The sequence below is a fragment of the Saccharopolyspora sp. NPDC002376 genome, assembly GCF_053593195.1.
This window is the reverse complement of record NZ_JBSFBZ010000048.1, coordinates 25,542-46,112: the sequence shown is the minus strand read 5'-3', so window position 1 is coordinate 46,112 and position 20,571 is coordinate 25,542. Positions and strand designations below refer to the sequence as shown.

General features: G+C 70.0%; 20 protein-coding genes. 7 read left to right on the top strand and 13 right to left on the bottom strand.

Translation table 11 applies throughout. The annotated features are described in order from the left end of the window. Positions 1 to 95 precede the first annotated feature (95 nt). From tdh to ACWCO2_RS27075, 3 genes are read left to right on the top strand one after another with little or no spacing between them, the layout of a single operon-like run. The gene (tdh, locus tag ACWCO2_RS27085; protein WP_450130590.1) at positions 96 to 1,136 is read left to right on the top strand and encodes an L-threonine 3-dehydrogenase; all 1,041 of its coding nucleotides are present in this window, start codon (positions 96 to 98) and stop codon (positions 1,134 to 1,136) included. Beyond that, positions 1,136 to 2,323, top strand: coding sequence for a glycine C-acetyltransferase (locus ACWCO2_RS27080; protein WP_450130589.1), 1,188 nt, complete (start codon positions 1,136 to 1,138; stop codon positions 2,321 to 2,323). Before tdh ends, ACWCO2_RS27080 begins: the two co-directional genes overlap by 1 nt. Beyond that, complete coding sequence (locus ACWCO2_RS27075; RefSeq protein ID WP_450130588.1) at positions 2,320 to 3,219, top strand: LysR family transcriptional regulator; 900 nt, start codon at positions 2,320 to 2,322, stop codon at positions 3,217 to 3,219. Before ACWCO2_RS27080 ends, ACWCO2_RS27075 begins: the two co-directional genes overlap by 4 nt. A gap of 1 nt (position 3,220) precedes the next feature. Here the strand turns inward: ACWCO2_RS27075 and ACWCO2_RS27070 are convergent, their stop codons facing one another. From ACWCO2_RS27070 to ACWCO2_RS27060, 3 genes are all read right to left on the bottom strand, one after another. Further along, the gene (locus tag ACWCO2_RS27070) at positions 3,221 to 3,901 is read right to left on the bottom strand and encodes a DUF1028 domain-containing protein (protein WP_450130587.1); all 681 of its coding nucleotides are present in this window, start codon (positions 3,899 to 3,901) and stop codon (positions 3,221 to 3,223) included. 11 nt (positions 3,902 to 3,912) lie between these two features. Then, complete coding sequence (locus tag ACWCO2_RS27065) at positions 3,913 to 4,359, bottom strand: GreA/GreB family elongation factor (RefSeq protein ID WP_450130586.1); 447 nt, start codon at positions 4,357 to 4,359, stop codon at positions 3,913 to 3,915. Positions 4,360 to 4,817: 458 nt separating this feature from the next. Beyond that, the gene (locus ACWCO2_RS27060) at positions 4,818 to 6,260 is read right to left on the bottom strand and encodes an FAD-dependent monooxygenase (protein ID WP_450130585.1); all 1,443 of its coding nucleotides are present in this window, start codon (positions 6,258 to 6,260) and stop codon (positions 4,818 to 4,820) included. 73 nt (positions 6,261 to 6,333) lie between these two features. Here ACWCO2_RS27060 and ACWCO2_RS27055 point away from each other — a divergent pair, with 73 nt between their 5' ends. Continuing rightward, positions 6,334 to 6,960: a TetR/AcrR family transcriptional regulator gene (locus ACWCO2_RS27055; RefSeq protein ID WP_450130584.1), complete on the top strand. Its 627-nt coding sequence runs from the start codon at positions 6,334 to 6,336 to the stop codon at positions 6,958 to 6,960. Positions 6,961 to 7,074: 114 nt separating this feature from the next. Then, on the top strand, positions 7,075 to 7,929 hold the full coding sequence (locus ACWCO2_RS27050) for a hypothetical protein (protein ID WP_450130583.1): 855 nt from the start codon (positions 7,075 to 7,077) through the stop codon (positions 7,927 to 7,929). 18 nt (positions 7,930 to 7,947) lie between these two features. On the opposite strand, the gene hutI is transcribed toward ACWCO2_RS27050, so the two are convergent. From hutI to ACWCO2_RS27025, 5 genes are all read right to left on the bottom strand, one after another. Continuing rightward, complete coding sequence (gene hutI / locus ACWCO2_RS27045; RefSeq protein ID WP_450130582.1) at positions 7,948 to 9,105, bottom strand: imidazolonepropionase; 1,158 nt, start codon at positions 9,103 to 9,105, stop codon at positions 7,948 to 7,950. A gap of 33 nt (positions 9,106 to 9,138) precedes the next feature. After that, positions 9,139 to 10,452: a formimidoylglutamate deiminase gene (locus ACWCO2_RS27040; RefSeq protein WP_450130581.1), complete on the bottom strand. Its 1,314-nt coding sequence runs from the start codon at positions 10,450 to 10,452 to the stop codon at positions 9,139 to 9,141. Between the two features lie 4 nt (positions 10,453 to 10,456). Further along, a complete protein-coding gene (locus ACWCO2_RS27035) occupies positions 10,457 to 11,659 on the bottom strand; it encodes an allantoate amidohydrolase (RefSeq protein ID WP_450130580.1) in 1,203 nt (400 codons plus the stop codon). A gap of 91 nt (positions 11,660 to 11,750) precedes the next feature. Then, positions 11,751 to 13,403: a urocanate hydratase gene (gene hutU, locus ACWCO2_RS27030; protein ID WP_450130579.1), complete on the bottom strand. Its 1,653-nt coding sequence runs from the start codon at positions 13,401 to 13,403 to the stop codon at positions 11,751 to 11,753. 13 nt (positions 13,404 to 13,416) lie between these two features. Further along, complete coding sequence (locus ACWCO2_RS27025; protein WP_450130578.1) at positions 13,417 to 13,599, bottom strand: hypothetical protein; 183 nt, start codon at positions 13,597 to 13,599, stop codon at positions 13,417 to 13,419. Positions 13,600 to 13,683: 84 nt separating this feature from the next. On the opposite strand from ACWCO2_RS27025, the gene ACWCO2_RS27020 reads away from it, so the two are divergent. Beyond that, positions 13,684 to 14,466 (top strand): IclR family transcriptional regulator, encoded by a 783-nt coding sequence (locus ACWCO2_RS27020; RefSeq protein ID WP_450130577.1) that lies wholly within the window; start codon positions 13,684 to 13,686, stop codon positions 14,464 to 14,466. A 443-nt stretch (positions 14,467 to 14,909) separates the two neighbouring features. On the opposite strand, the gene ACWCO2_RS27015 is transcribed toward ACWCO2_RS27020, so the two are convergent. Genes ACWCO2_RS27015 through ACWCO2_RS27000 form a run of 4 tightly spaced genes read right to left on the bottom strand, consistent with a single transcriptional unit; the run spans position 14,910 to position 18,209 of the window. Next, the gene (locus ACWCO2_RS27015) at positions 14,910 to 15,788 is read right to left on the bottom strand and encodes an ABC transporter substrate-binding protein (protein ID WP_450130576.1); all 879 of its coding nucleotides are present in this window, start codon (positions 15,786 to 15,788) and stop codon (positions 14,910 to 14,912) included. Then, complete coding sequence (locus tag ACWCO2_RS27010) at positions 15,788 to 16,468, bottom strand: ABC transporter permease (RefSeq protein WP_450130575.1); 681 nt, start codon at positions 16,466 to 16,468, stop codon at positions 15,788 to 15,790. Before ACWCO2_RS27010 ends, ACWCO2_RS27015 begins: the two co-directional genes overlap by 1 nt. Further along, positions 16,465 to 17,121 carry an ABC transporter permease gene (locus ACWCO2_RS27005; protein ID WP_450130574.1) on the bottom strand — a complete coding sequence of 219 codons (657 nt, stop codon included), beginning with the start codon at positions 17,119 to 17,121 and terminating at the stop codon, positions 16,465 to 16,467. The genes ACWCO2_RS27010 and ACWCO2_RS27005 overlap by 4 nt, the downstream gene beginning before the upstream one ends. After that, the gene (locus ACWCO2_RS27000; protein WP_450130573.1) at positions 17,118 to 18,209 is read right to left on the bottom strand and encodes an ABC transporter ATP-binding protein; all 1,092 of its coding nucleotides are present in this window, start codon (positions 18,207 to 18,209) and stop codon (positions 17,118 to 17,120) included. The genes ACWCO2_RS27005 and ACWCO2_RS27000 overlap by 4 nt, the downstream gene beginning before the upstream one ends. 151 nt (positions 18,210 to 18,360) lie before the next feature. Between ACWCO2_RS27000 and ACWCO2_RS26995 the strand changes: the two genes are divergently transcribed. Next, positions 18,361 to 19,902: a bis-aminopropyl spermidine synthase family protein gene (locus tag ACWCO2_RS26995; RefSeq protein ID WP_450130572.1), complete on the top strand. Its 1,542-nt coding sequence runs from the start codon at positions 18,361 to 18,363 to the stop codon at positions 19,900 to 19,902. Here the strand turns inward: ACWCO2_RS26995 and yczE are convergent. After that, entirely contained in the window at positions 19,885 to 20,553 is a 669-nt protein-coding gene (yczE, locus tag ACWCO2_RS26990; protein WP_450130571.1) for a membrane protein YczE, read from the bottom strand. The two genes, ACWCO2_RS26995 and yczE, sit on opposite strands and share 18 nt — an antisense overlap. Positions 20,554 to 20,571: the final 18 nt, after the last annotated feature.

The following is a 20,571-nucleotide window of genomic DNA, read 5'->3' as shown; positions in this document are numbered from 1 at the left end:
TGGGGCTAACCAGGCAGTGCAGAACTTCGCGATGGACGGTTGGGGCTGGTCGGGCCAGACTCCGTTTCGATGCAGACATCGAGAGCGGAGGAACCGTGCGCGCACTGGTGAAGACCTCGCCCGCGCCCGGCCTGGAGCTGGCCGAGGTCCCCGACCCGACACCGGGGCCAAACGACGTGGTGGTGCGCGTGCTGCGCACCGGGATCTGCGGGACCGACCTGCACATCGCGTCGTGGGACGAGTGGGCCGCCCGGACCGTGCCGACGCCGCTGGTGGTCGGGCACGAGTTCGCCGGGGAAGTCGTTGCGACCGGCAGCGCCGTCACCCGGGCCTCGGTTGGTGACTTCGTCAGCGGCGAGGGCCACATCGTGTGCGGGAAGTGCCGGAACTGCCTGGCGGGCCGCCGGCACCTGTGCGCGCACACCAAGGGGCTCGGCGTGCACCACGACGGGGCGTTCGCCGAGTTCGCGGTGCTGCCCGAGCAGAACGTATGGGTGCACCGCAGCGAGATCGACCCCGATGTGGCGGCGATCTTCGACCCGTTCGGCAACGCCGTGCACACCGCGCTGAGCTTCCCGGTCGTCGGCGAGGACGTGCTGATCACCGGCGCCGGGCCGATCGGGCTGATGGCCGCCAGCGTGGCCAAGCACGCGGGCGCTCGGCACGTGGTGATCACCGACGTCAGCGAGCACCGGCTGGAGCTGGCGCGGCGGATCGGCGTCGACCTCGCGGTGGACGTGTCCAAGACCCGGCTCGCCGACGCGCAGCAGCAGCTGGACATGAGCGAGGGCTTCGACGTCGCGATGGAGGTGTCCGGCCAGCCGGCGGCGCTGCGGGAGACCGTGGAGAACATGTCGCACGGCGGCCGGATCGCGATGCTCGGGCTGCCCGCCGAGGAGTTCTCGGTGGACTGGAGCGCCGTGGTGCTGAAGATGCTCACCGTCAAGGGCATCTACGGGCGCGAGATGTTCGAGACCTGGTACTCGATGTCGGTGCTGCTGGAGTCCGGGCTGGACCTGTCCCCCGTGATCACGCACCGCTTCCCGTACACCGAGCACGCCGAGGCGTTCGAGACGGCCCGCAGCGGTCGCTGCGGCAAGATCATCCTCGACTGGACAGCGAAGGGTTCCGCCTGATGTACACGATCGCCGACGGACTGCGCGCCGAACTGGACGAGATCCGCGCCGCGGGCCTGTACAAGGACGAGCGGGTGCTGGAGTCGCCGCAGAGCGCCCGGGTGGGTGTCGCCGACGCGGAGGTGCTGAACTTCTGCGCGAACAACTACCTGGGTCTGGCCGACCACCCCGCGCTGCTAGCCGCCGCCGAGCAGGCCCTTGCCAAGTGGGGTTTCGGGATGGCCTCAGTGCGGTTCATCTGCGGCACGCAGGCCCCGCACAAGGAGCTGGAGCGGCGGCTCTCGCAGTTCCTGGGCACCGATGACACGATCCTGTACAGCTCGTGCTTCGACGCCAACGGCGGGCTGTTCGAGACGCTGCTCGACGAGCGGGACGCGGTGATCTCCGACGAGCTCAACCACGCGAGCATCATCGACGGCATCCGGCTGTGCAAGGCCCGCCGCGGCCGCTACCGCAACCGGGACATGGCCGACCTGGAGCGGCTGCTGCGGGAGAACTCCGACGCGCGGCGCAAGCTGATCGTCACCGACGGCGTGTTCTCCATGGACGGCTACCTGGCGCCGCTGGACGAGATCTGCGCGCTCGCCGAGAAGTACCAGGCGCTGGTCGTGGTCGACGATTCGCACGCGGTCGGCTTCACCGGGCCGACCGGTGCTGGCACGCCCGAGCTGTTCGGGGTGACCGGCAAGGTAGACGTCGTGACCGGCACGCTGGGCAAGGCGCTGGGCGGCGCCAGCGGCGGTTACGTGTCCGGGCGGGCGGAGATCGTGGAGCTGCTGCGTCAGCGGTCCCGGCCGTACCTGTTCTCGAACTCGCTGGCCCCGTCGATCGTGGCGGCGTCGCTGGCCGCGCTGGACCTGGTGGCTTCGAAGCCGGAGCTGCGGCAGCGGCTGCGGGACAACAGCGAGCTGTTCCGGCGGCGGATGACCGAGGAGGGCTTCGACCTGCTGCCCGGCGAACACCCGATCATCCCGGTGATGATCGGCGACGCGGCCGAGGCGGCCCGGATGGCGGACCTGCTGCTGGCCGAGGGCGTGTACGTGATCGGGTTCTCCTACCCGGTGGTGCCCAAGGGCAAGGCCCGCATCCGCACCCAGATGTCGGCGGCGCACTCCGCCGCGGACGTGGAGCGGGCGGTTGCGGCGTTCGTCGCGGCCCGCGCCAGGATGGATAGCATCGACGTGTGATTGACCCGCGGCGGCTGCTGATCCTCCGCGCGCTCGCCGACCACGGCACGGTGCGCGCGGCGGCGGAGCGCCTCTACCTGACTCCGTCGGCGGTGTCTCAGCAGCTCACCGCGTTGGAGAACGAGGTCGGGCAGCCGCTGCTGGTGCGCCAGGGGCGGCGGGTCCGGTTGACCGCCGCGGGTGAGCTGCTGGTGGAGCACGCCAAGGCGGTACTGGCCGAGCTGGAGCGGGCCGAGGCGAGCCTGGCGGCCTGCGCGGAGGGCACGGTCGGCACCGTCGAGGTGGCGTCGTTCGCGTCGGCCATCACGCAGGTGGTGGCCCCGGCGATCGTGGCGCTGCGCGGTCGCGCACCGGACGTCCGAGTGCTGGTGCGCGACGCCGAGGCGCACAACAGCCTGATGATGCTGCTGGCCGGGGAGATCGACATCGCGATCTCGATGGAGTACACCTCCACGCTGCAGGCCGACGCGCGCCGGGTGATCCGCTTCCCGCTCTACACCGAGCCGTTCGACGTCGTGCTCCCCCGCGATCACGCGCTCGCGGACGCCCCGGAGGTGGCGTTGAGCGAGCTGCGCGACGCGGAGTGGATCGCGCCGCTGCCGGGCAACCCGTGTCGGGCGGTGGCCCAGGTGTGCTGCGAGAACGCGGGTTTCGTCCCGAACATCACGCACACCTCGGACGACTTCCGCGCCGTCGAGGCACTGGTGGCGGCGGGTACCGGGGTGGCGCTGGTGCCGCGCACAGCGATCTCCGGCGATCTGGGCGCGGTGTCGCACCCGGTCGCCGGAAAGGCACCCACCCGGCAGGTTTTCGCCGCTGTCCAATGTGGACGTGATGAGCATCCGCTGGTGCGCGTGGTGCTCGACGCCCTGCTGGAGCACCCCGGCGCCGAGTGAGTCAGCCAAGCAGCTCGTCGAACCTGCCCAGCGGGTTTTCCCTGGTCGGCAGGGCTGTCACGAACGGCAGCAGCTCCCGTTTCGCAACTTCGTGGATCCGGCGCAGCTCGGCGACCGGTTCGGGGTGCTCGTCGACCCGCAGGTCGAGGTACGGGTACAGCGCGCCGTTGTTCACGTGCAGCGCAGCGCTCTGCTTGCCTCGCCGGTCCCCGCCTGCTCGCTGGCCCGCTTCGAGCGAGGCGAGCAGTCGTTCGTGCAGCGGCTCGCCCGCGGCGGCCTCGAACTGCTCGGCCATGGCGTCCACCGTTCGCGCGTCCACCAGCATGTTCCCCGCGACGGCGTAACCGGACCCGACCCGGTGACCGCGCCACGGATGCGTTTCCGGACCGGTGTGGGCCGCAGCGCGACCACACCGGTCCACGACGATCACCTGACGCGACTCCGCTCCCGGATCCGAAGCGAGGAGCTTGCTCAGCGTCTCTTCGGCCGAGTGAGTCCGGAGCAGCTCCAAACCGTCGATCCCGAGCAGCGGGTTGATCAGCGCTTGGGTCGCGACGGTGCCGGAATCGGCGTGCGCGTGCACGGCCAGCGATCCGATCGCCGGCATGCAGGTGCTGATCGCAACACCTGCACAGCCGGCAGCCACGTCGTAGGCAGCGATCGAAAACGTGCCCGCGTACACGCCGAACCGCTTCAGCCGCGGTGTTGCCCGTGGGGCACCGCGCGCACGAGCGTCACCTCTGCCGTTCCGCCGTTGGGGACGTCGTAGGTCCGCGTTTCGCCCTGACGGGCTCCGGACAGCGCGGCACCGAGGGGCGACTCCGGCGAGTAGACGTCGAGGTCGTCATCGGCACCGTCGCGCACGCCGAGCAGGAACGTCTCGGTTTCGCCGTCGTCGAAGCGGACGGTGAGGACCATGCCGGGTTCGGCGACCCCGTCGTCCGGCGGGGTTTCACCGACCACCGCATCCCGCAGCAGCTCCTGGATCTCACGGATGCGGATGCGCCGCTGCCCCTCCTCGGTCAACGGATCGGCCTCGTCGCCACTGCCCTCGGCGCGGCGAGCGAGCAGGTCGTCGAGCTCGGCGCGCAGCCGGTCGTGCGCTTCCCTGGTCAGCCAGCGGGGTTGAGCGGTGGTCATGGTTACCTCGTGTTTCGATCGGTTCGGACGCGTTCGACTCGCAGCGTTCGGATGTGCGGGAATGCCTCTTCGGCCGATCTGGTGGCCGGTGCGCGTTTCCCTCGGGCCGAAATCGGCGGGGCGCTCAGCGGGCTGTGGTTTTCCCTCGCCGCGAGCAGCTGCATCGCATCGGCCGGAGGTTGCCGGGTACACGCCGATCACAGCAGACGTGCGCGGTTACGCAGACCATGACCAGCCCTCCCGTGTTCGACACCGGCGTTCCACACCGAGGATGGCCGAGCCACGAGCCGCACCCATTGTTCTGACCGAACAAAAACCTGATCGAATTTGTCCGCTTTTGCCATCAAGCTCCGAGCGGGAGTGTGCTTACGCGCGCGAGCTGCGTGAACGGAACTCCTCCTCCGCAGTTGCTTCCCACAGCTTCGCTTGTCGCCGCGCTGCGTCCAACAGCCGGGCGGTCACCGGATCCGGCTTCCAGCCTCCTCGACGTCCGAACGTGTGCAGGGCGCGCCGAACTGCTCGTGGAGCACGTCGACCAGTGGCCCGTCTCCGAACCAGCAGGCGGTGGTGTCCGGGCGGAACAGCAGTGCCGGGTGGTCCACTTCCGACTTCGCGCGCACCACGTCGACTCGATCCGCCCAGCCTTCGGGGACCTCCAGCGATCCGGTCAGGTCCAGCAGCACTCCGCGGCCGGAGCGCAGCAGTTCAGCCAGCCGCACCGGACCGTCGGCGGTCACCAAGTCCAGGTCGGGCACCCTGCCTTCGGCGTCCAGGCCGGACATCATGCCCGCCAGGTGGCGGTTGGTGTCGGGCAGGCGCATCAGGTCGGTGAAGATCTCGCGCAACGCCACCACGTCGTCGGTCGCGCGCGGATCGGCCAGCACCCGCTGGGCCGAAGTGTGGTGCAGCACGCGGGATCCCGCCGGATGCCGCTCGGCGTGGTAGCTGTCGAGCAGACCTTCGGGCGCCCACCCGGCCACGGTCGCGGCGAGCTTCCAGCCGAGGTTGAACGCGTCCTGCACCCCCAGGTTCAGGCCCTGACCGCCGAGCGGCGAGTGGATGTGCGCGGCATCGCCCGCGAACAGCACGCGCCCGGACCGGTACTGCTCCACCTGCCGGGTCGCGTCGCTGAACTGCGATGACGTCAGGACTTCCGCGAGCCGCGTCGCCGGACCGTAGATCGCGGTCAGCGCGCGCTGCACGTCGTCCGGGGTCGACGCGGGGCCTTCCGCGCTGCCGAAGGTGAACCGGTATCGGTCACCGCCGACCGGCACGAGCATCCCCCAGAAACCGCCGCCTTCCCCGGTCATCGTGCTGAAATGCCCGACGGTGACGGGAACCGAGTCCGAGACGGCGGCAAGCCGGATCTCCGCCAGCACCGCCTGGTACGTGCCGGGACGTCCGGGGAAAGGCATACCGAGCAACTTCCGCACGGTGCTGTGCGCGCCATCGCAGGCGACGACGTACTGGGCGCGCAGCGGTTCGCCGCCGGCGACGACGGACACCCCGGTGTCGTCCGGCTCGACGCTGGTCACCGGGTGATCGCGCAGCACCTGCACGCCTTGCGCGACGACCGCGGCCTCCAGCACTTCCTCGAACTCCGACTGCGGGATCGAGATCGGGTACGGGATCCGGGTGTTCCACGGCGTGCAGTCCAGCTCCACCGGCAGTACCGCGAAATGGCCTCCGACCTCGGCGCGCGGCAGGGCACGCGACAGCACCGGTTCGAGCAAGCCGCGGGCGTCCAGGAGTTCGGCGGTGCGGGGCTGGACTGCTCCGCCCTTGGTCTGCTCGACGCGTTCGGACAGCTTCTCCACGACCGCAGTTCGGGTCCCGGCCAGCGCCAACTCGTGCGCGATCGCCAATCCGGTCGGGCCCGCGCCGACCACCAGGACGTCCATAAAGTCCTCCTCAGTGCAAAAGTAGACTTAGTGCAATATAAACCCAAGTGCGGGGATCGTCTACCCTGAGGGTGTGGACCAGCAGACCGGGCTCCGCGAGCGGAAGAAGCAGCGCACTCGCGAAACGATCTCGAACACCGCCATCGCGCTGTTCCTCGAGAACGGGTTCGACCCGGTGTCGATCACGCAGGTCGCGGACGCCGCCGAGGTCTCGCGCCGCACCCTGTTCAGCTACTTCCCCACCAAGGAAGACCTCGTGGTGCACCGCTTCGCCGACCACGAGGAGGAAAGCGCCCGCGTCGTGCGCGCACGCCCGACGGACCAGTCCCCGCTGGACGCGCTGCGCGCGCACTTCCTCGACGGACTGCGCCGCCACGATGCGATCACGGGGATCAGCGACAACCCCGAGGTGATCGCGCTCTACGAGCTGATCCTGGACACCCCCGCGCTCTACGCGCGGATCACCAGGTTCTTCGAGAACAGCGAACGCGCGCTGGTGGACGCACTGCGCGAAACCGACGACCAGCCCGACCTGACCGCCCGACTGATGGCGGCCCAGATCACCGCCATCCAGCGCACCCTCTCGCTGAACAATTTCCGCCGCGCTGTCAACGGAATCACCGCGACGGATGCGTATCCGGAAGCGGTGACTGCTGCCGAGCTGGGCTTCGACCTCCTGCACGACGGCCTGCGGCGCTGAATGTCCCGAACCACCGCCGCGCGGTCGAGTTGATCACTACTCTGCACGCCGTAACTGGCCCCTGATCGCCAAACCACCGTCCCCCAAGGACCTCCGCGGACGTTCGGAGACGATGTGAATCTGCTGATCTACTTCCTGGCCGTGCAAGCCGTTGTCGCAGTGCTCTGGTCAAACCCCCTGCGCGGCCGCAAGCTCCTGGTCAAGTGGGGCGTGCCCGAACCGTCGGGCACCCAGATCACGATGGCGCTGCACTACCGGCGGCTGCGGTGGATCTGCTACCCGTTCCTGTTCACCGGAATGGCCGGCGTCTCCATGCTGGTGGCCGGGGATGACCGGGACGGGATGACCTCGATCCCGGCAGCTCTGCTGTTCGCCGCAGCAATCGCCGAGCTGCTGGCGCTCCCGACCAGCAAGCACGCACCACCCGTGCGGCGCCCCTTGTTCTCGCTCATCCCTCGATGGGGCGTGGCGATGTACGGCGCCGCAGTGCTGGTCACGATCGTCGTCGGGATCATCGACCTGCCCGCGGAGGAACTCGCAACATCAGCGCTGACCAGCACCAACGCCCCGAATCCTGGTATCGCACAACGACCGATTCCGATCGCCGCACCGCTGATGGCAACCGCGGTGGTTCTGCTCGCCGTCGCGGTGGTGCTGCGGATGTCCACGACGCGATCGTTCAGCGCCGACCGCGCAGTGGACCTCGCGCTGCGAGTTCGCAGCGCGAGGGTCGCACTGGCGCTCGGCGTGGTGAGCCAAATGGTTTACGTGCTTCCACTGGCCTGGTGGCGGATCCCGGTGGTCGCGAACCAGATGAATCCGGGCGACTCTGCACTGGACTGGGTGCGGCAGGCCGACCGCACCGTCGGCCTACCGCTGGTCGTACTCATCTACATCACCCTGGCCTGCTGGCCCCTGCTCGCCAGTCCACCATCGCCCAAGGGCCTGCTGCAGAAGCACCCGTCCTGACTCGACGCGATTCGCGGATCAGCGGACCCGGTTGCCCTTGCGCCAGACCGCCTGGGTGAGCGGGACGCCCGGGCGGTAGGCGAGCCAGGTGGTGCTGGGCGCGTTCAGGACGTGCACGTCGGCTCGGGCGCCTTCGCGCAGGACGCCGACCGCGCCTTCGCCGGTGTTGCGGCGCAAGGCCTTGGCTCCGCCGAGGGTTGCCGCGCGGATCGCTTCGTCGATGGTCATGCGCATCTGCAGGACCGCCGTGGTCACGCAGAAGGCCATGGACGAGGTGTAGGACGAGCCGGGGTTGCAGTTGGCGGCCAGGGCCACCGTCGCACCCGCGTCGAGCAGCGCTCGGGCGTCCGGGAGCGGCTGGCGGGTCGAGAGGTCGCACGCCGGCAGCAGGGTCGCGACCGTGTCGGAACCGGCCAGGGCGTCCACATCGGACTCGTTCAGGTAAGTGCAGTGGTCCACGCTCGCCGCACCGAGCTCGACGGCGAGCTTCACGCCGGGGCCCTGCTGGAGCTGGTTGCCGTGCACCCGGAGGCCGAGGCCGCGGGCCTTCGCCGCCTCCAGCACCCGACGGGACTGGGCCTCGTCGAACGCGCCGTGCTCGCAGAAGACGTCGCACCAGCCCACGTGCGGGGCCACCGCGTCGAGCATCTCGCCACAGACCAGGTCGACGTAGCTGTCCGCGTCCTCGCCCGGCGGCACCAGGTGCGCGCCGAGGAAGGTCACCTCGTCGGCTTCCGCGGCGACCTTCGCCGAGCGCAGTTCGTCGGCGACCGTCAGGCCGTAGCCGGTCTTGGTCTCCATGCACGTGGTGCCCTGGGCGGCTGCTTCGTCGAGGTGCGCACGCAGGTTCGCAGCCAGCTCCTCGTCGGTGGCGGCGCGGGTGGCGCCGACGGTCACCGCGATCCCGCCCGCCTGGTAGGGCTTGCCGTCCATGCGGGCGGCGAACTCGGCGGTGCGGTCGCCGGCGAACACGAGGTGGCTGTGGCTGTCGACCCAGCCGGGCAGGACCGCGCGGCCTTCGACGTCGACCCGCTCGTCGGCGTCCGGAGCGTCCGATGTGGACCCGACCCAGGCGACGCGGTCGCCGTCGAGGACCAGGGCGGCGTCGGTGAGCGTGCCCAGCTCGTCGTCGTTCGTGGTCAGCTCGCCGATTCCAGTAATAACAGTGGTTGCCATCGCTTGCTGGTCCTTGCTCCTAGTACTTGCTGATCATCTGGGTTCGCGCAGGTCGGCGATCGAGTCGCGCAGTTCTCGCGCGGCATCGATCGCGCAATGCGCTCGGTCGTGCAAGATGCGTTGACCGTCCACAATCACCTCTTGCACATCGTCAGCCCGCGCGACGACCGGAACCGCGCCGGGCTCAGCTCCCGCCAGGCGGGTCGAACCGACGTCGATCGCGACGAAGTCGGCGCGTGCTCCGACTTCGAGCCGACCGGCGTCCGTCCAGCCGAGGGACCGGTGGCCGGATTCGGCTGCCACGTCGAGCAGTTCTCCGGCGCTGAAGTGGCCGCGGGTTTCGGCGTCCAGCCGTTGGTAGGACTCGAGCGCCTGGACTTCGGCGAACGGGTCGATCACCGAGTGCCCGTCGCTTCCGATCGACAGCCCGCTGCCAGCTGCACGCAGCTCCGGGGCGGGGCCGATGCCGTCGGCCAGGTCCGCTTCGGTCGTCGGACACAAGCAGACCTTCGTCCCGCTGCCGCCCAGCAGCGCCACGTCAGCCGCGGCCAGATGGGTGGCGTGGACGGCGGTGGTGTCCGGGCCGAGCGCACCGCGCGATTCCAGCAGCTGCGCCGGCGTGCAGCCGTGCGCGGCGAGGCAGGCATCGTTCTCGGCGCGCTGCTCGGACAGGTGGACGTGCAGCGGTTTACGACGCGCCCAACCGACGACGTCCGGGATCTGCTCGCTCGGCACCGCGCGGACCGAATGCACCGCAGCGCCGAGGTGAACCCGGTCACCATCCACAGTGAACTCATCCATCCGAGCCGCCCAGCCCGCCGCGTCCCCGTCGGAGAACCGCAGCTGCACGCCCTCCAGCTCACGGCCGAAACCGCCTGCCAGATAACAGGTGTCCAGCAGCGTGATCCGGATTCCCGCGTCCCGCGCCGCCTGCACCAACGCCTCGCCCATCGCGTTCGGATCGGTGTAGCGGGCGCCGTTCGCGGCGTGGTGCAGGTAGTGGAACTCGCCGACGCAGGTGATCCCGGCCAACGCCATCTCCGCGTACACGCCGCGCGCGAGCCGGTAGTAGCTGTCCGGGTCGAGCGCCTCCGCCACCTGGTACATCTGCTCGCGCCAGGTCCAGAAGGTGCCGCGCGCACCGGTGTGCCAGCCGCGCAGTGCCCGGTGGAAGGCGTGCGAGTGGGCGTTGGCGAGTCCCGGCAACACCATTCCCGGCAGCCGCTCCGCATCGTCGGCCGGAACGTCGACCGCCACCGCGGTGATCCGGCCGCCGTCGACGTCGAACCGCACGTCCGGCTCCGGGCCCGACGGCAGCCAGGCCCATTCGCACCAGTACGTCGTCATGGCTTCACCCCGCCAGGTGTTCCAGGACGCGCGCGAGCGCTTGCGCGCCTTCGGTGCAGTCGTCGGCTTCGGCGTGCTCTTCCGGGGCGTGGCTGATGCCGGTCGGGTTGCGCACGAACAACATCGCGGTCGGCACTTCAGCAGCGAGGACACCCGCGTCGTGCCCGGCACCCGTGGCCAGCGCCGGAGCGTCGTTCAGCAGTCCGCTGAGCTGGTCGCGGAACGCCGGGTCGAAGTGGACCGTGTCGCCGTAGGACTCCTCGACGACCTCCACCTGGCAGCCCTCGGCGGCGGCGAGTTCCTGCGCGGCGCCGGTCAGATCCGTCACCATGGAGCGGGTTCCCCGGTCCTGCGGCGACCGCGCGTCCAACCATATGTCCACAGTGGACGCGATGACGTTGGTGCCGCCCGGGGTCGGCACCAACCTGCCGACCGTCGCCCGGCCGTCGGCGACCGATCCGGCGGCCCGGCGTGCTTCCACCACCAGCTGCGCGGCGGGCAGCATCGGATCCCGTCGGTCGGCCAGCAGCGTCGCGCCCGCGTGGTTTCCCTGGCCGCTGAACCGGAACCGCCACCTGCCGTGCGCCAGGATCGAGGAGGCCACCGCGACCGGCCGGTCCAGGTCGATCAGCCCGCGCCCCTGCTCCACGTGCAGCTCGACGAACTGCCCGATGCGCCGCAGCGCCTCCTCGTCCCGCCCCACCCGGGACGGGTCCGCGCCGAAGGAGCTCATCGCCTCGGCGAAGGTGACGCCGCTCGGGTCGCGCAGCGCGCGGGCGCGGTCGGCGTCGATGGTCCCGGCCAGCAGTCGCGAACCCAGGCACGGCACGCCGAACCTGCCACCTTCCTCCTCGGCGAACACCACCACCGCCATCGGGCGCTGCGGACGGAAACCCTTCGCCCGCAACAGATCCACGGCGCTCAGCGAGCTGACCACGCCCAGCGGTCCGTCGAAGGCGCCGCCTCCGGGCACCGAGTCCAGGTGGCTCCCGGTGACCACTGCGTCGTCGCCAGGCTCACCCCACCACGCCCAGATGTTGGCGTTGCGGTCGGTGGTGACCCGCAGGTCACGGGCCTCGGCCTGCTCGACGAACCACTCGCGCAGCTCCCGCTCGGCATCGTCGAAGACGTGCCGCGAGTACCCGCCGCGCCGCCGATCCGCGCCAACCCCGTCGATCGCCGCCAACAACGCATCAGGTGTGACCACCTCGACCCCTTCCCACGGACCGCGATCTCAATCAGTTTCAGGCAGAACTGACGCCTGGTTCGTCCTGACAGCTTTAGGCAGAACTGACCGCTCAGCTCACCAGCGGCGTGCGGACGCCGCGCTCCGCCGCGACCTGCTCGGCGCGCTGGTAACCCGCGTCGACGTGGCGGATCACCCCCATGCCGGGATCGTTGGTCAGCACCCGCGCCAACTTCCGCCCCGCCAGCTCGGTGCCGTCGGCGACGGTGACCTGCCCGGCGTGCAGCGAACGCCCCATGCCGACCCCGCCACCGTGGTGCAGCGACACCCACGTGGCCCCAGAAGCCGTGTTGACCAGCGCGTTCAGCAGCGGCCAGTCGGCCACCGCGTCCGAGGTGTCGGCCATCGCCTCGGTCTCCCGGTACGGCGAGGCCACCGAACCGCAGTCCAGGTGGTCGCGGCCGAGGACCACCGGCGCCTTGAGCTCGCCGGAGGCGACCATCTCGTTGAACCGCTCGCCAGCAGCCGCGCGCTCGCCGTAGCCGAGCCAGCAGATCCGCGCGGGCAGGCCTTGGAACGACACCCTCTCGCCCGCCATCCGGATCCACCGGGTCAGGTGCTCGTCCTCGCCGAACAGATCCAGGATCGCCCGGTCGGTCGCGGCGATGTCGGCCGGATCCCCGGACAGCGCCGCCCACCGGAACGGGCCCTTGCCCTCGCAGAACAGCGGCCGGATGTAGGCGGGCACGAACCCCGGGTAGTCGAACGCGCGCTCGTAGCCGGCGAGCTGGGCCTCCCCGCGCAGCGAGTTGCCGTAGTCGAACACCTCCGCACCGGCGTCGAGGAACCCGACCATCGCTTCGACGTGCTCGGCCATCGACTCGCGCGCCCGCTCGGTGAACTCGTCGGGCTTGCCGGCCGCGTAGTCGGCCCAGTCCTCCAGCGCGACGCCCTTCGGCAGGTAGGACAGCGGGTCGTGCGCGGAGGTCTGGTCGGTGACGATGTCGACCGGCACCCCGCGCCGCAGGATCTCCGGCAGCACCTCGGCGGCGTTGCCGATCACCGCGACCGAGTACGCGCGCCGCTCCTCCTTGGCTGCCACGGCTTTGGCGATCGCATCGTCGAGGTCAGCGGCGACTTCGTCGAGGTAGTTGTGCCGGACGCGGCGGTGCGCGCGCTCGGGGTCGCACTCCACGACCAGCGCCACGCCGTCGTTCATGGTCACCGCCAGCGGCTGCGCGCCACCCATGCCGCCGAGCCCTGCGGTGAGCGTCAGCGTGCCCGCCAGGGATCCGCCGAAGCGCTTCGCCGCGACCGCGCCGAACGTCTCGTAGGTGCCCTGCAAGATGCCCTGCGTGCCGATGTAGATCCACGAACCGGCGGTCATCTGCCCGTACATCATCAGGCCGAGCGCGTCGAGGCGGCGGAACTCCGCCCAGTTCGCCCAGTCGCCGACCAGGTTGGAGTTGGCGATCAGCACGCGCGGCGCCCACTCGTGGGTCTGCAGCACCCCGACCGGCTTGCCCGACTGCACCAGCAGCGTCTCGTCCTCGCGCAGCTCGGTCAGCTCGCGAACCATCGCGTCGAAGGACGCCCAGTTGCGCGCAGCCTTGCCCGTGCCGCCGTAAACCACCAGGTCATCGGGCCGCTCGGCGACCTCGGGGTCGAGGTTGTTCTGCAACATCCGCAGCGGCGCTTCGGTGCTCCAGCTGCGCGCCGTCAGCGTCGTACCGCGCGGGGCGCGCACGGGTCGGGCTTGGCTCATGACACCCTCCACTTCACACGAACTCGGTGCTGGCGGCCCGCACGGCGCCAGAGCGGATCAGGTCTTCGACTTCGGCGATCTCCGGGGCGACGTGCCAGAGCTGCGTCAACACCGCGCGGGCCCGGCCGCGGGCGACCGAGACCACCTGGTCGCGGGCCAGCGGTTCCGGACCGAGGTTCAGCGCGTTTTCACGCATACCTCCATACCAACGCCACTACGCGATTCGCATAAGCCCGGATAGGGTGAGAGCGTCTGGCATTCCAGACTGCGGGAGGTTGCAGTGGGCGACAGCAGCGACGTGCCGGCGCTGCGGCGGGGTCTGGCGATCCTGCGGCTGCTGGCTGGGCGGGCCGGACCGGTGTCGGCGGGCGTCATCGCCCGCGACCTGGACCTGCCGCGCTCCACCACCTACCACCTGCTGGCTGAGCTGGTGGCGGCCGGATTCGTCACCCACCTGCCCGAGGAACGACGCTACGGCCTGGGCATGGCGACCTTCGAACTCGGCTCCGCGTACCTGCGCCACGACCCCCTGGAACGCCTGGCCGGACCGCTGCTGCGCCGCCTGGTCGACCAGGTCGGCACCACCACGCACCTGGGCGTCCTGCACGGCGGCGAGTCGCTGTACCTGCTCAAGGAACGCCCGTCCCAGCCGCAGACGCTGGTCACGGACGTCGGCGTGCGCCTGCCCGCCCAGCTGACCGCGTCCGGCCGAGCGATGCTCGCGCACCTGCCCGCGGCGCAGGTGCGCGCCCTGCTGCCCTCCAGTGAGGTGTTCGTCCGCCGGACCGACCGCGGCCCCCGCAACCTCCCCGAACTGCGCCGCCTGCTCGGCACGGAGCAACGCCGCGGCTGGGCCGTCGAGGACGGCTTCGTCACGACGGGCTTCGCGTCGGTGGCGTCGGCGGTGTTCGACCACGGAGCCCGCCCGATCGCGGCGATCAGCGTGACCTTCCGCCACCTGTGCGAAGGCCCGGAGTGCGGCGAAACCTGGTCCGACCTGGCCACCCACGTCCACCGAACAGCAGCAGAACTGACCACCAGAATCAGCGGCCGCGCGACCTGACGGCGACCACGACGCCCGAGCACAGCTGTTGACGCGGTGGCGACGTCCGTCGATGGGTCTCCTACCTGTATCCGCAGGCTGACTGGTGCCACTACCGCGTGAACGGTGGCGATACAGCGCGGACGCTGGTGAGCACCGCCTCCGGCGGCGGAGCGATCGGTGGTGAACGGCCGTCGATTTTGCTTGAAATTGGCTGGCTCCGGACCGCAGCGTTCCGTCCAGAACGACGCCAATTTCAGGCAAAATTGCCTCGCGCACGAGGTGACCACCTACCGCTTTGAACCCAAAATCAGCCCCGTCCCAAACCGGCATCGTTCCCCGAAAAGCCCGCCCTGTATCACCGCTGTCGGCTCGGAAGCGACCGTCTCACGGCCACAGCACCCCAGGGTGACGGAAGCGCGCAGGGCGCCTCCATGCACTGGAGACGCCCTGCGCGCGTGCGGTCAGAGGCCTGCGCTCGTGACGAATTCCTTGGCGAGGTCTGCTGGGTTGGCCTTTTCGACCTCGAGGCGGCGGTTGAGGTCCGTGAGCTTGTCCGTGGTCAGGGCATTGGAGACCTTGTTCAGGGCTTCGGCCTGCTGCGGGGTCAGCTTTCCCTTGTGCGCCAAGGGGACCACGTTCTGGGCCGGGAACATGTTCTTCGGGTCGTCCAGCTTCACCAGCTTCTCCTCCCCGATCTGGGAGGACGTGGTGAACAGGTTCGCGACCTGGATCTGCCCGTCGACCAGCGCGTTCACCGTGATCGTGCCGGCCTCGACCGGGCGGATCTCCTTGAACGTGCAGCCGTAGTCCTCGGCGATCTTGGACTCCCAGCGGGACTTCCACTCCGCCGGGGCGCCCAGCACCAGCTCACCGCAGCGCGGCCCGAGGTCGGCCATCGAACGCAGCCCGCTGTCCGCGGTGGCCGAGGTGACGGTCAGGACGTCGGAGTCCTCCGCCGGGGACTGCTCGAGCAGCTCCATCTCGCCCGGCACGGCCTGCTTGAGCTGGTCGTAGACCTGCTGCGACTCGGTCGCCGAGGACTTCGGGTCCAGGTACTCCAGCAGGTTCCCGGTGTAGTCGGGCACCACCGCGAGCTCGCCGTTCTTCACCGCGTTGACGTAGAACTCGCGGGCCCCGATGCGGGGTTTGGTCTCCACCTCAGCGCCGGTGGTCTTCAGCGCCTCGGCGTAGATGTGCATCAACAGCTCGCTCTCCGCGAAGTCCGCCGAGCCGAGCACCAGGGTTCCGCCCTGGTTCCCGTTGTTCTCCAACGGGTTCTGCGATCCGCAGCCGGTCAGCAGCAGCGCCGCCGCAGCAGCGCACACCAGCAACCGCTTCATCAGTCGTTACCTCCTCGTCGAGCGGCCAGCTGCAGACCGCGCGGCACCAGCAGCCGGGTCGCGCCGGCCAACACCAGATCGAGCAGCACCGCCAGGACCGCGATGACGATCGCGGCCGAGGCCATCTGCGCGTAGTCGCTGATCTTCAAACCGTCCAGCAGGATCCGTCCCAGCCCGCCGAGGCCGACGTAGGCGGCGACGGCCGCGGTAGCCACCACCTGCAGCATCGCGCTGCGCACCCCGCCGAGCACCAGCGGCAGCGCGGTCGGCAGCTCCACCTGCCACAGCCGCTGCCCGGACGTCATCCCCATGCCCTTGGCGGCGTCCACCGCGTCGGCCGGAGCGTTGCGGATCCCGGCGTAAGCGCCGGAGAGGATCGACGGGATCGCCAAGATCACCAGCCCGGCCAGTGCGGGCAGTTCGCCGAGCCCGAAGCCCAGCACCAGAATCGTCACCACGCCCAGGGTCGGGAGCGCGCGCATCGCGTTGCTGAGCCCGACCACGAACACCGAACCGCGCCCGGTATGTCCGATGTAGACGCCGAGCGGCACGGCCACCACCGAGGCCGCCGCCACCGACACCACGCAGTAGTAGAGGTGCAGCAGGGTCTGCGCCAGGATCCCGCCCGGCCCGGTCCAGTGCGCGGGGTTGATCAACCACGCGATCAAATCGCCGATCACGCCGCCTTCACCCCCACTCGCGCCCACGGGGTGAGCAGCCGCCACAGCACCACCAGCAGCAGATCCACCACCAGCGCCAACAGCAGGGTCAGCACGATGCCGATGAGGATCTGCTCGGGGTAATCGCGCTGGAACCCGTCGGTGAACAACCGGCCCAGACCACCGATGCCGACCAGCGCACCCACGCTGACCAGGCTGATGTTGCTGACCGACGCCACCCGGACCGCGGCGGCCAGCACCGGAACCGATAGCGGCAGCTCAACGGTGAGGAACCGCCGGGTGGGCCGGAAGCCCATCGCGGTGGCGGCGGCGACGATGTGCGTGGGCACCGAGTCGAGCGCGTCCTTGACCGGACGCACCAGCAGCGCCGCGGTGTAGAGCGTCAGCGCGATGATCACGTTGATCGGCGACAGCAGCGGGGTGCCCAAGATGCCGGGGATCAGCACGAACAGCGCCAGCGACGGGATCGTGTAGACGACGTTCGAGGTGCCCTGCAACGGGCCGCGCAACCAGCGCACCTGCTGCGCCAGCCGCCCCAGCGGCAACGCCAGCAGCACGCCGAGCACCAGCGGCACCAGGGCCAGGTAGACGTGTTGGGCGAGCTGGCCGAACACCAGCTCGCGATTGCTCGGACTGCCGAAGTAGTCGATCACGGCAGCCCCTGGGGTCGGCGGTGCCGCTCGATCGCGCCGAGCACGTGCTCCGCGGTGACCACACCGACGTACCCACCGTCACCATCGACCACTACGCCCAACCCGGTCGGCGCCGACAGCGCAGCATCCAACGCACCGCGCAGTGGAGTGCCCCGCGTGTACAGCGATCCACCTGCGACGAGCCGGTCTTCGGCCAGCGCACCGTCCACTTCGGTCTCCGGCGGCAGCCAGCCGCGCGGCCGACCGGACTCGTCCAGCGCCAACCGCCACAGATCCTGCCGGTTCACCCGAGCACCGAGCTCGACGGTGTCCACCGGCTGCGGCCGCAGGCCATCGGAGTCCACGAAGGACAGTCGGCGGTAGCCGCGGTCGCGACCGACGAACGCGGTCACGAAGTCGTCGGACGGTTCGGCCAGCAGGTCGTCGGGTTCGGCGTACTGGGCGAGGTGTCCGCCCTGCCGCAGCACCGCGACCTTCTCCCCCAGCTTGATGGCCTCGTCGATGTCGTGCGTGACGAACAGGACCGTCTTGTCCAGCTCGTCCTGCAACCGCAGCAGCTCGTCCTGCAGCCCCTCGCGCACCACCGGGTCGACAGCGCTGAACGGCTCGTCCATCAGCAGCACCGGCGGATCGGCCGCCAGCGCCCGGGCCACCCCGACGCGCTGCTGCTGACCGCCGGAGAGCTGAGCCGGGTAGCGCTTGCCCAGCTCCGGCTGCAATCCGACCAGCTCCAGCAGCTCCCCAGCGCGCTTGCGGGCCTCCTGCTTGCTGCGTCCGTGCAGCAGCGGCACCGTCGCGATGTTGTCGAGCACGTTGCGGTGCGGGAACAACCCCGCCTGCTGGATCACGTAACCGATGCCACGGCGCAGCTCCGCCGGGTCGCGCTCGCGCACGTCAGTACCGCCGACGAGCACCTTGCCCGACGACGGTTCGATCATCCGGTTCACCATCCGCATCAACGTGGTCTTCCCGCACCCCGAAGGGCCGACCAACACGGTGATGGTGCCTGTCCCCACCGACAGACTGAGCTCGTGGACGGCGACGGTGCCGTTCTGGTACTCCTTGCGCACGGCTTGGAACTCGATCAAGCGAGCCCCCTCAAGTAGTCGCGGTCCGCTTTAAACCCGGCCGACCCTAGCTCGATCGATGGCATCGTGCGATCGGCGAGACACACGCGTGATCTCGTTCCTCCTGCTGGGAGCGCGACCTCCGAGCAGGGCCCGTAAGCTAATTCACCCGATGAACACTGCTCCGAATGCCGCCACTCCTGATCCCGTCGACGCCGTGCAAGGGTTGCTCACCGACGCCGGTGTTCTCGCACGTCACCTGCGCGAAGTCCTCGCTCAGCTAACCGGTGAGCCCGTCGAGCTCGACGAGCTGATCCGCCGCACCGCGGTGGCGCGGCGAACCGTCGAGGACCTGCTCGCCGCGATCGGTTCCGACCTGGAATCCACCGGCAGCGCGCACCGGCTGTCCGCGCAGGCCCGCGACCGCTACCGGGAACGCTTCGCGCTGGACGAGCTGGGCGCGGCCGCGCCGGCCGAGGCCGAGCAGTTGGCGCTGATGCGCGAGTTCGTCGAAAGCGGTCCGCGGCCAGCGGCGGCTCTCGACCACGTCACCGCCACCCCGGAAACCGCGCTGCGCCGCGCCGAATGGCTGCGCGACAACTACGACCTGCGCGGCGCCAACATCCTCTGCCTGGGCGACCACGACCTGACCTCGCTGGCGCTGGGGCTGGTGGTGCCGTCGGCGTCGGTGACCGTCGTGGACCTCGACGAGCGGATCCTGCAGCACATCGACACCGTTGCCGCCGAACGCGGCTTCGACGTCCGCACCCTGCACACCGACCTGCGCTTCGGGGTCCCGTCGGCGGTGGAAGGCTGGGCCGACCTGGTGTTCACCGACCCGCCCTACACCCCGGAGGGCATCGGCCTGTTCGCCGCCCGCGCCGCCGAATGCCTGGCCGGACCGAACAGCCGACTGCTGGTCGCCTACGGCTACAGCACGCGGACGCCCGCGCTGGGGCACAAGGTGCAGCAGGAACTGCTGCGACTGGGCATGGTGTTCGAGGCGATCCTGCCGCAGTTCCACCGCTACTTCGGCGCGCAGGCCATCGGCAGCGCCAGCGACCTGTACGTGTGCCAGCCGACCGCGCACACCCGCAAGCTCGCGCTGCGGCAGGCACCCGGCATCTACACGCACGGGCCGCAGTCGGTGGAGGCGATCGAAGCGACGGCGTCGCCGGAGTTCCTGGGCGCGATCGGCGAACGCCTCGGCAGCCCAGTCTCCTCGCTGCGCGATCCCGGCTGGTCGAAGCCGATCCGACGGCTGCCGCAGCCGCCGGTGTACGATCTGCGGTCGGATCCGGGCCCGTGGCTGGCGCGGATGTTGCTGGCGGGCAACGCCGACCGGGTCAGCTTCCTGGTCGACAACAACCACCCGGACATCACCAACGAACGCGCCCAGCACGCGCTGTCCGAGCTGGTCGAGGCGAAGTACCGGCTGCGCTTCCACCGCAGCACGCCGGACGCCAAGCACGCCCTCGTGGTGGCCGACCTGGTGGAGTCGGACTCGGTGGCGGGATACCTGCTGCAGCGAACGCACGGCAAGCTCGGCAACGTCTGGCGCGAAGCCCTGATCGCGCACGTCGACCCCGAGCTCACCAAGCGCGAGGCCAAGGAACGAGTCGCCGCGCTCGCCCCGACACCGACCGACCTGGACCTGCGCCTGATCGACCTCCCCCGCCACCGAATCGCCGACCTGCTAGCCGTCACCGTCTAGTCGGACGGTGGTGAAGCGGAGGAACTGCTGGACCATCGGGCCCAGGACCACCGCGATCAGCACCGTGCCGAAACCGGCGGTTCCGCCCAGCAGCCAGCCGATGGCCAGCACGACGAGTTCGATCGCGGTGCGCACCAGCCAGATCGGCTTGCCGGTGACGCGGACCGCGCCGGTCATCAGGCCGTCGCGCGGCCCGGAACCGAACCTGGCGCCCAGGTAGACCGCGTCGAAGAAGGTCAGCATCAGCAGGCCCAGCAGGAGATAGCCGACCTGCTGGGCCAGCGAGCTCGGTGCGGACACGAAGCGCGCGACGAAGTCCGCCGAAGTGCCGACCAGGACCACGTTCAGGAACGTGCCCAAGCCCGGTAGCTCGCGCAGCGGGATCCAGCAGAGCAGGACGGCCACGGCGATCAGGTTCGTCGCCCACCCGAACGACAGCCCGGTGCGCAGCGACAACCCCTCCGAGAGCACGCTCCAGCTCGCCGCCCCCAGGGAGGACTCGACCAGGAAGGTGAGCGCCGCCCCGTACCCGACGAGTCCGATGAGCAGCTGGAGCAGCCGCCAGGCCTTCTTCTCCGCCCGGAGCTGCTCGACGGCCGTCATCCGCCTGGCCACGAACTGGCCGGACTTCTCTTGCGCTACCGCAGTCACAGGTGTCCTCGAACGTCC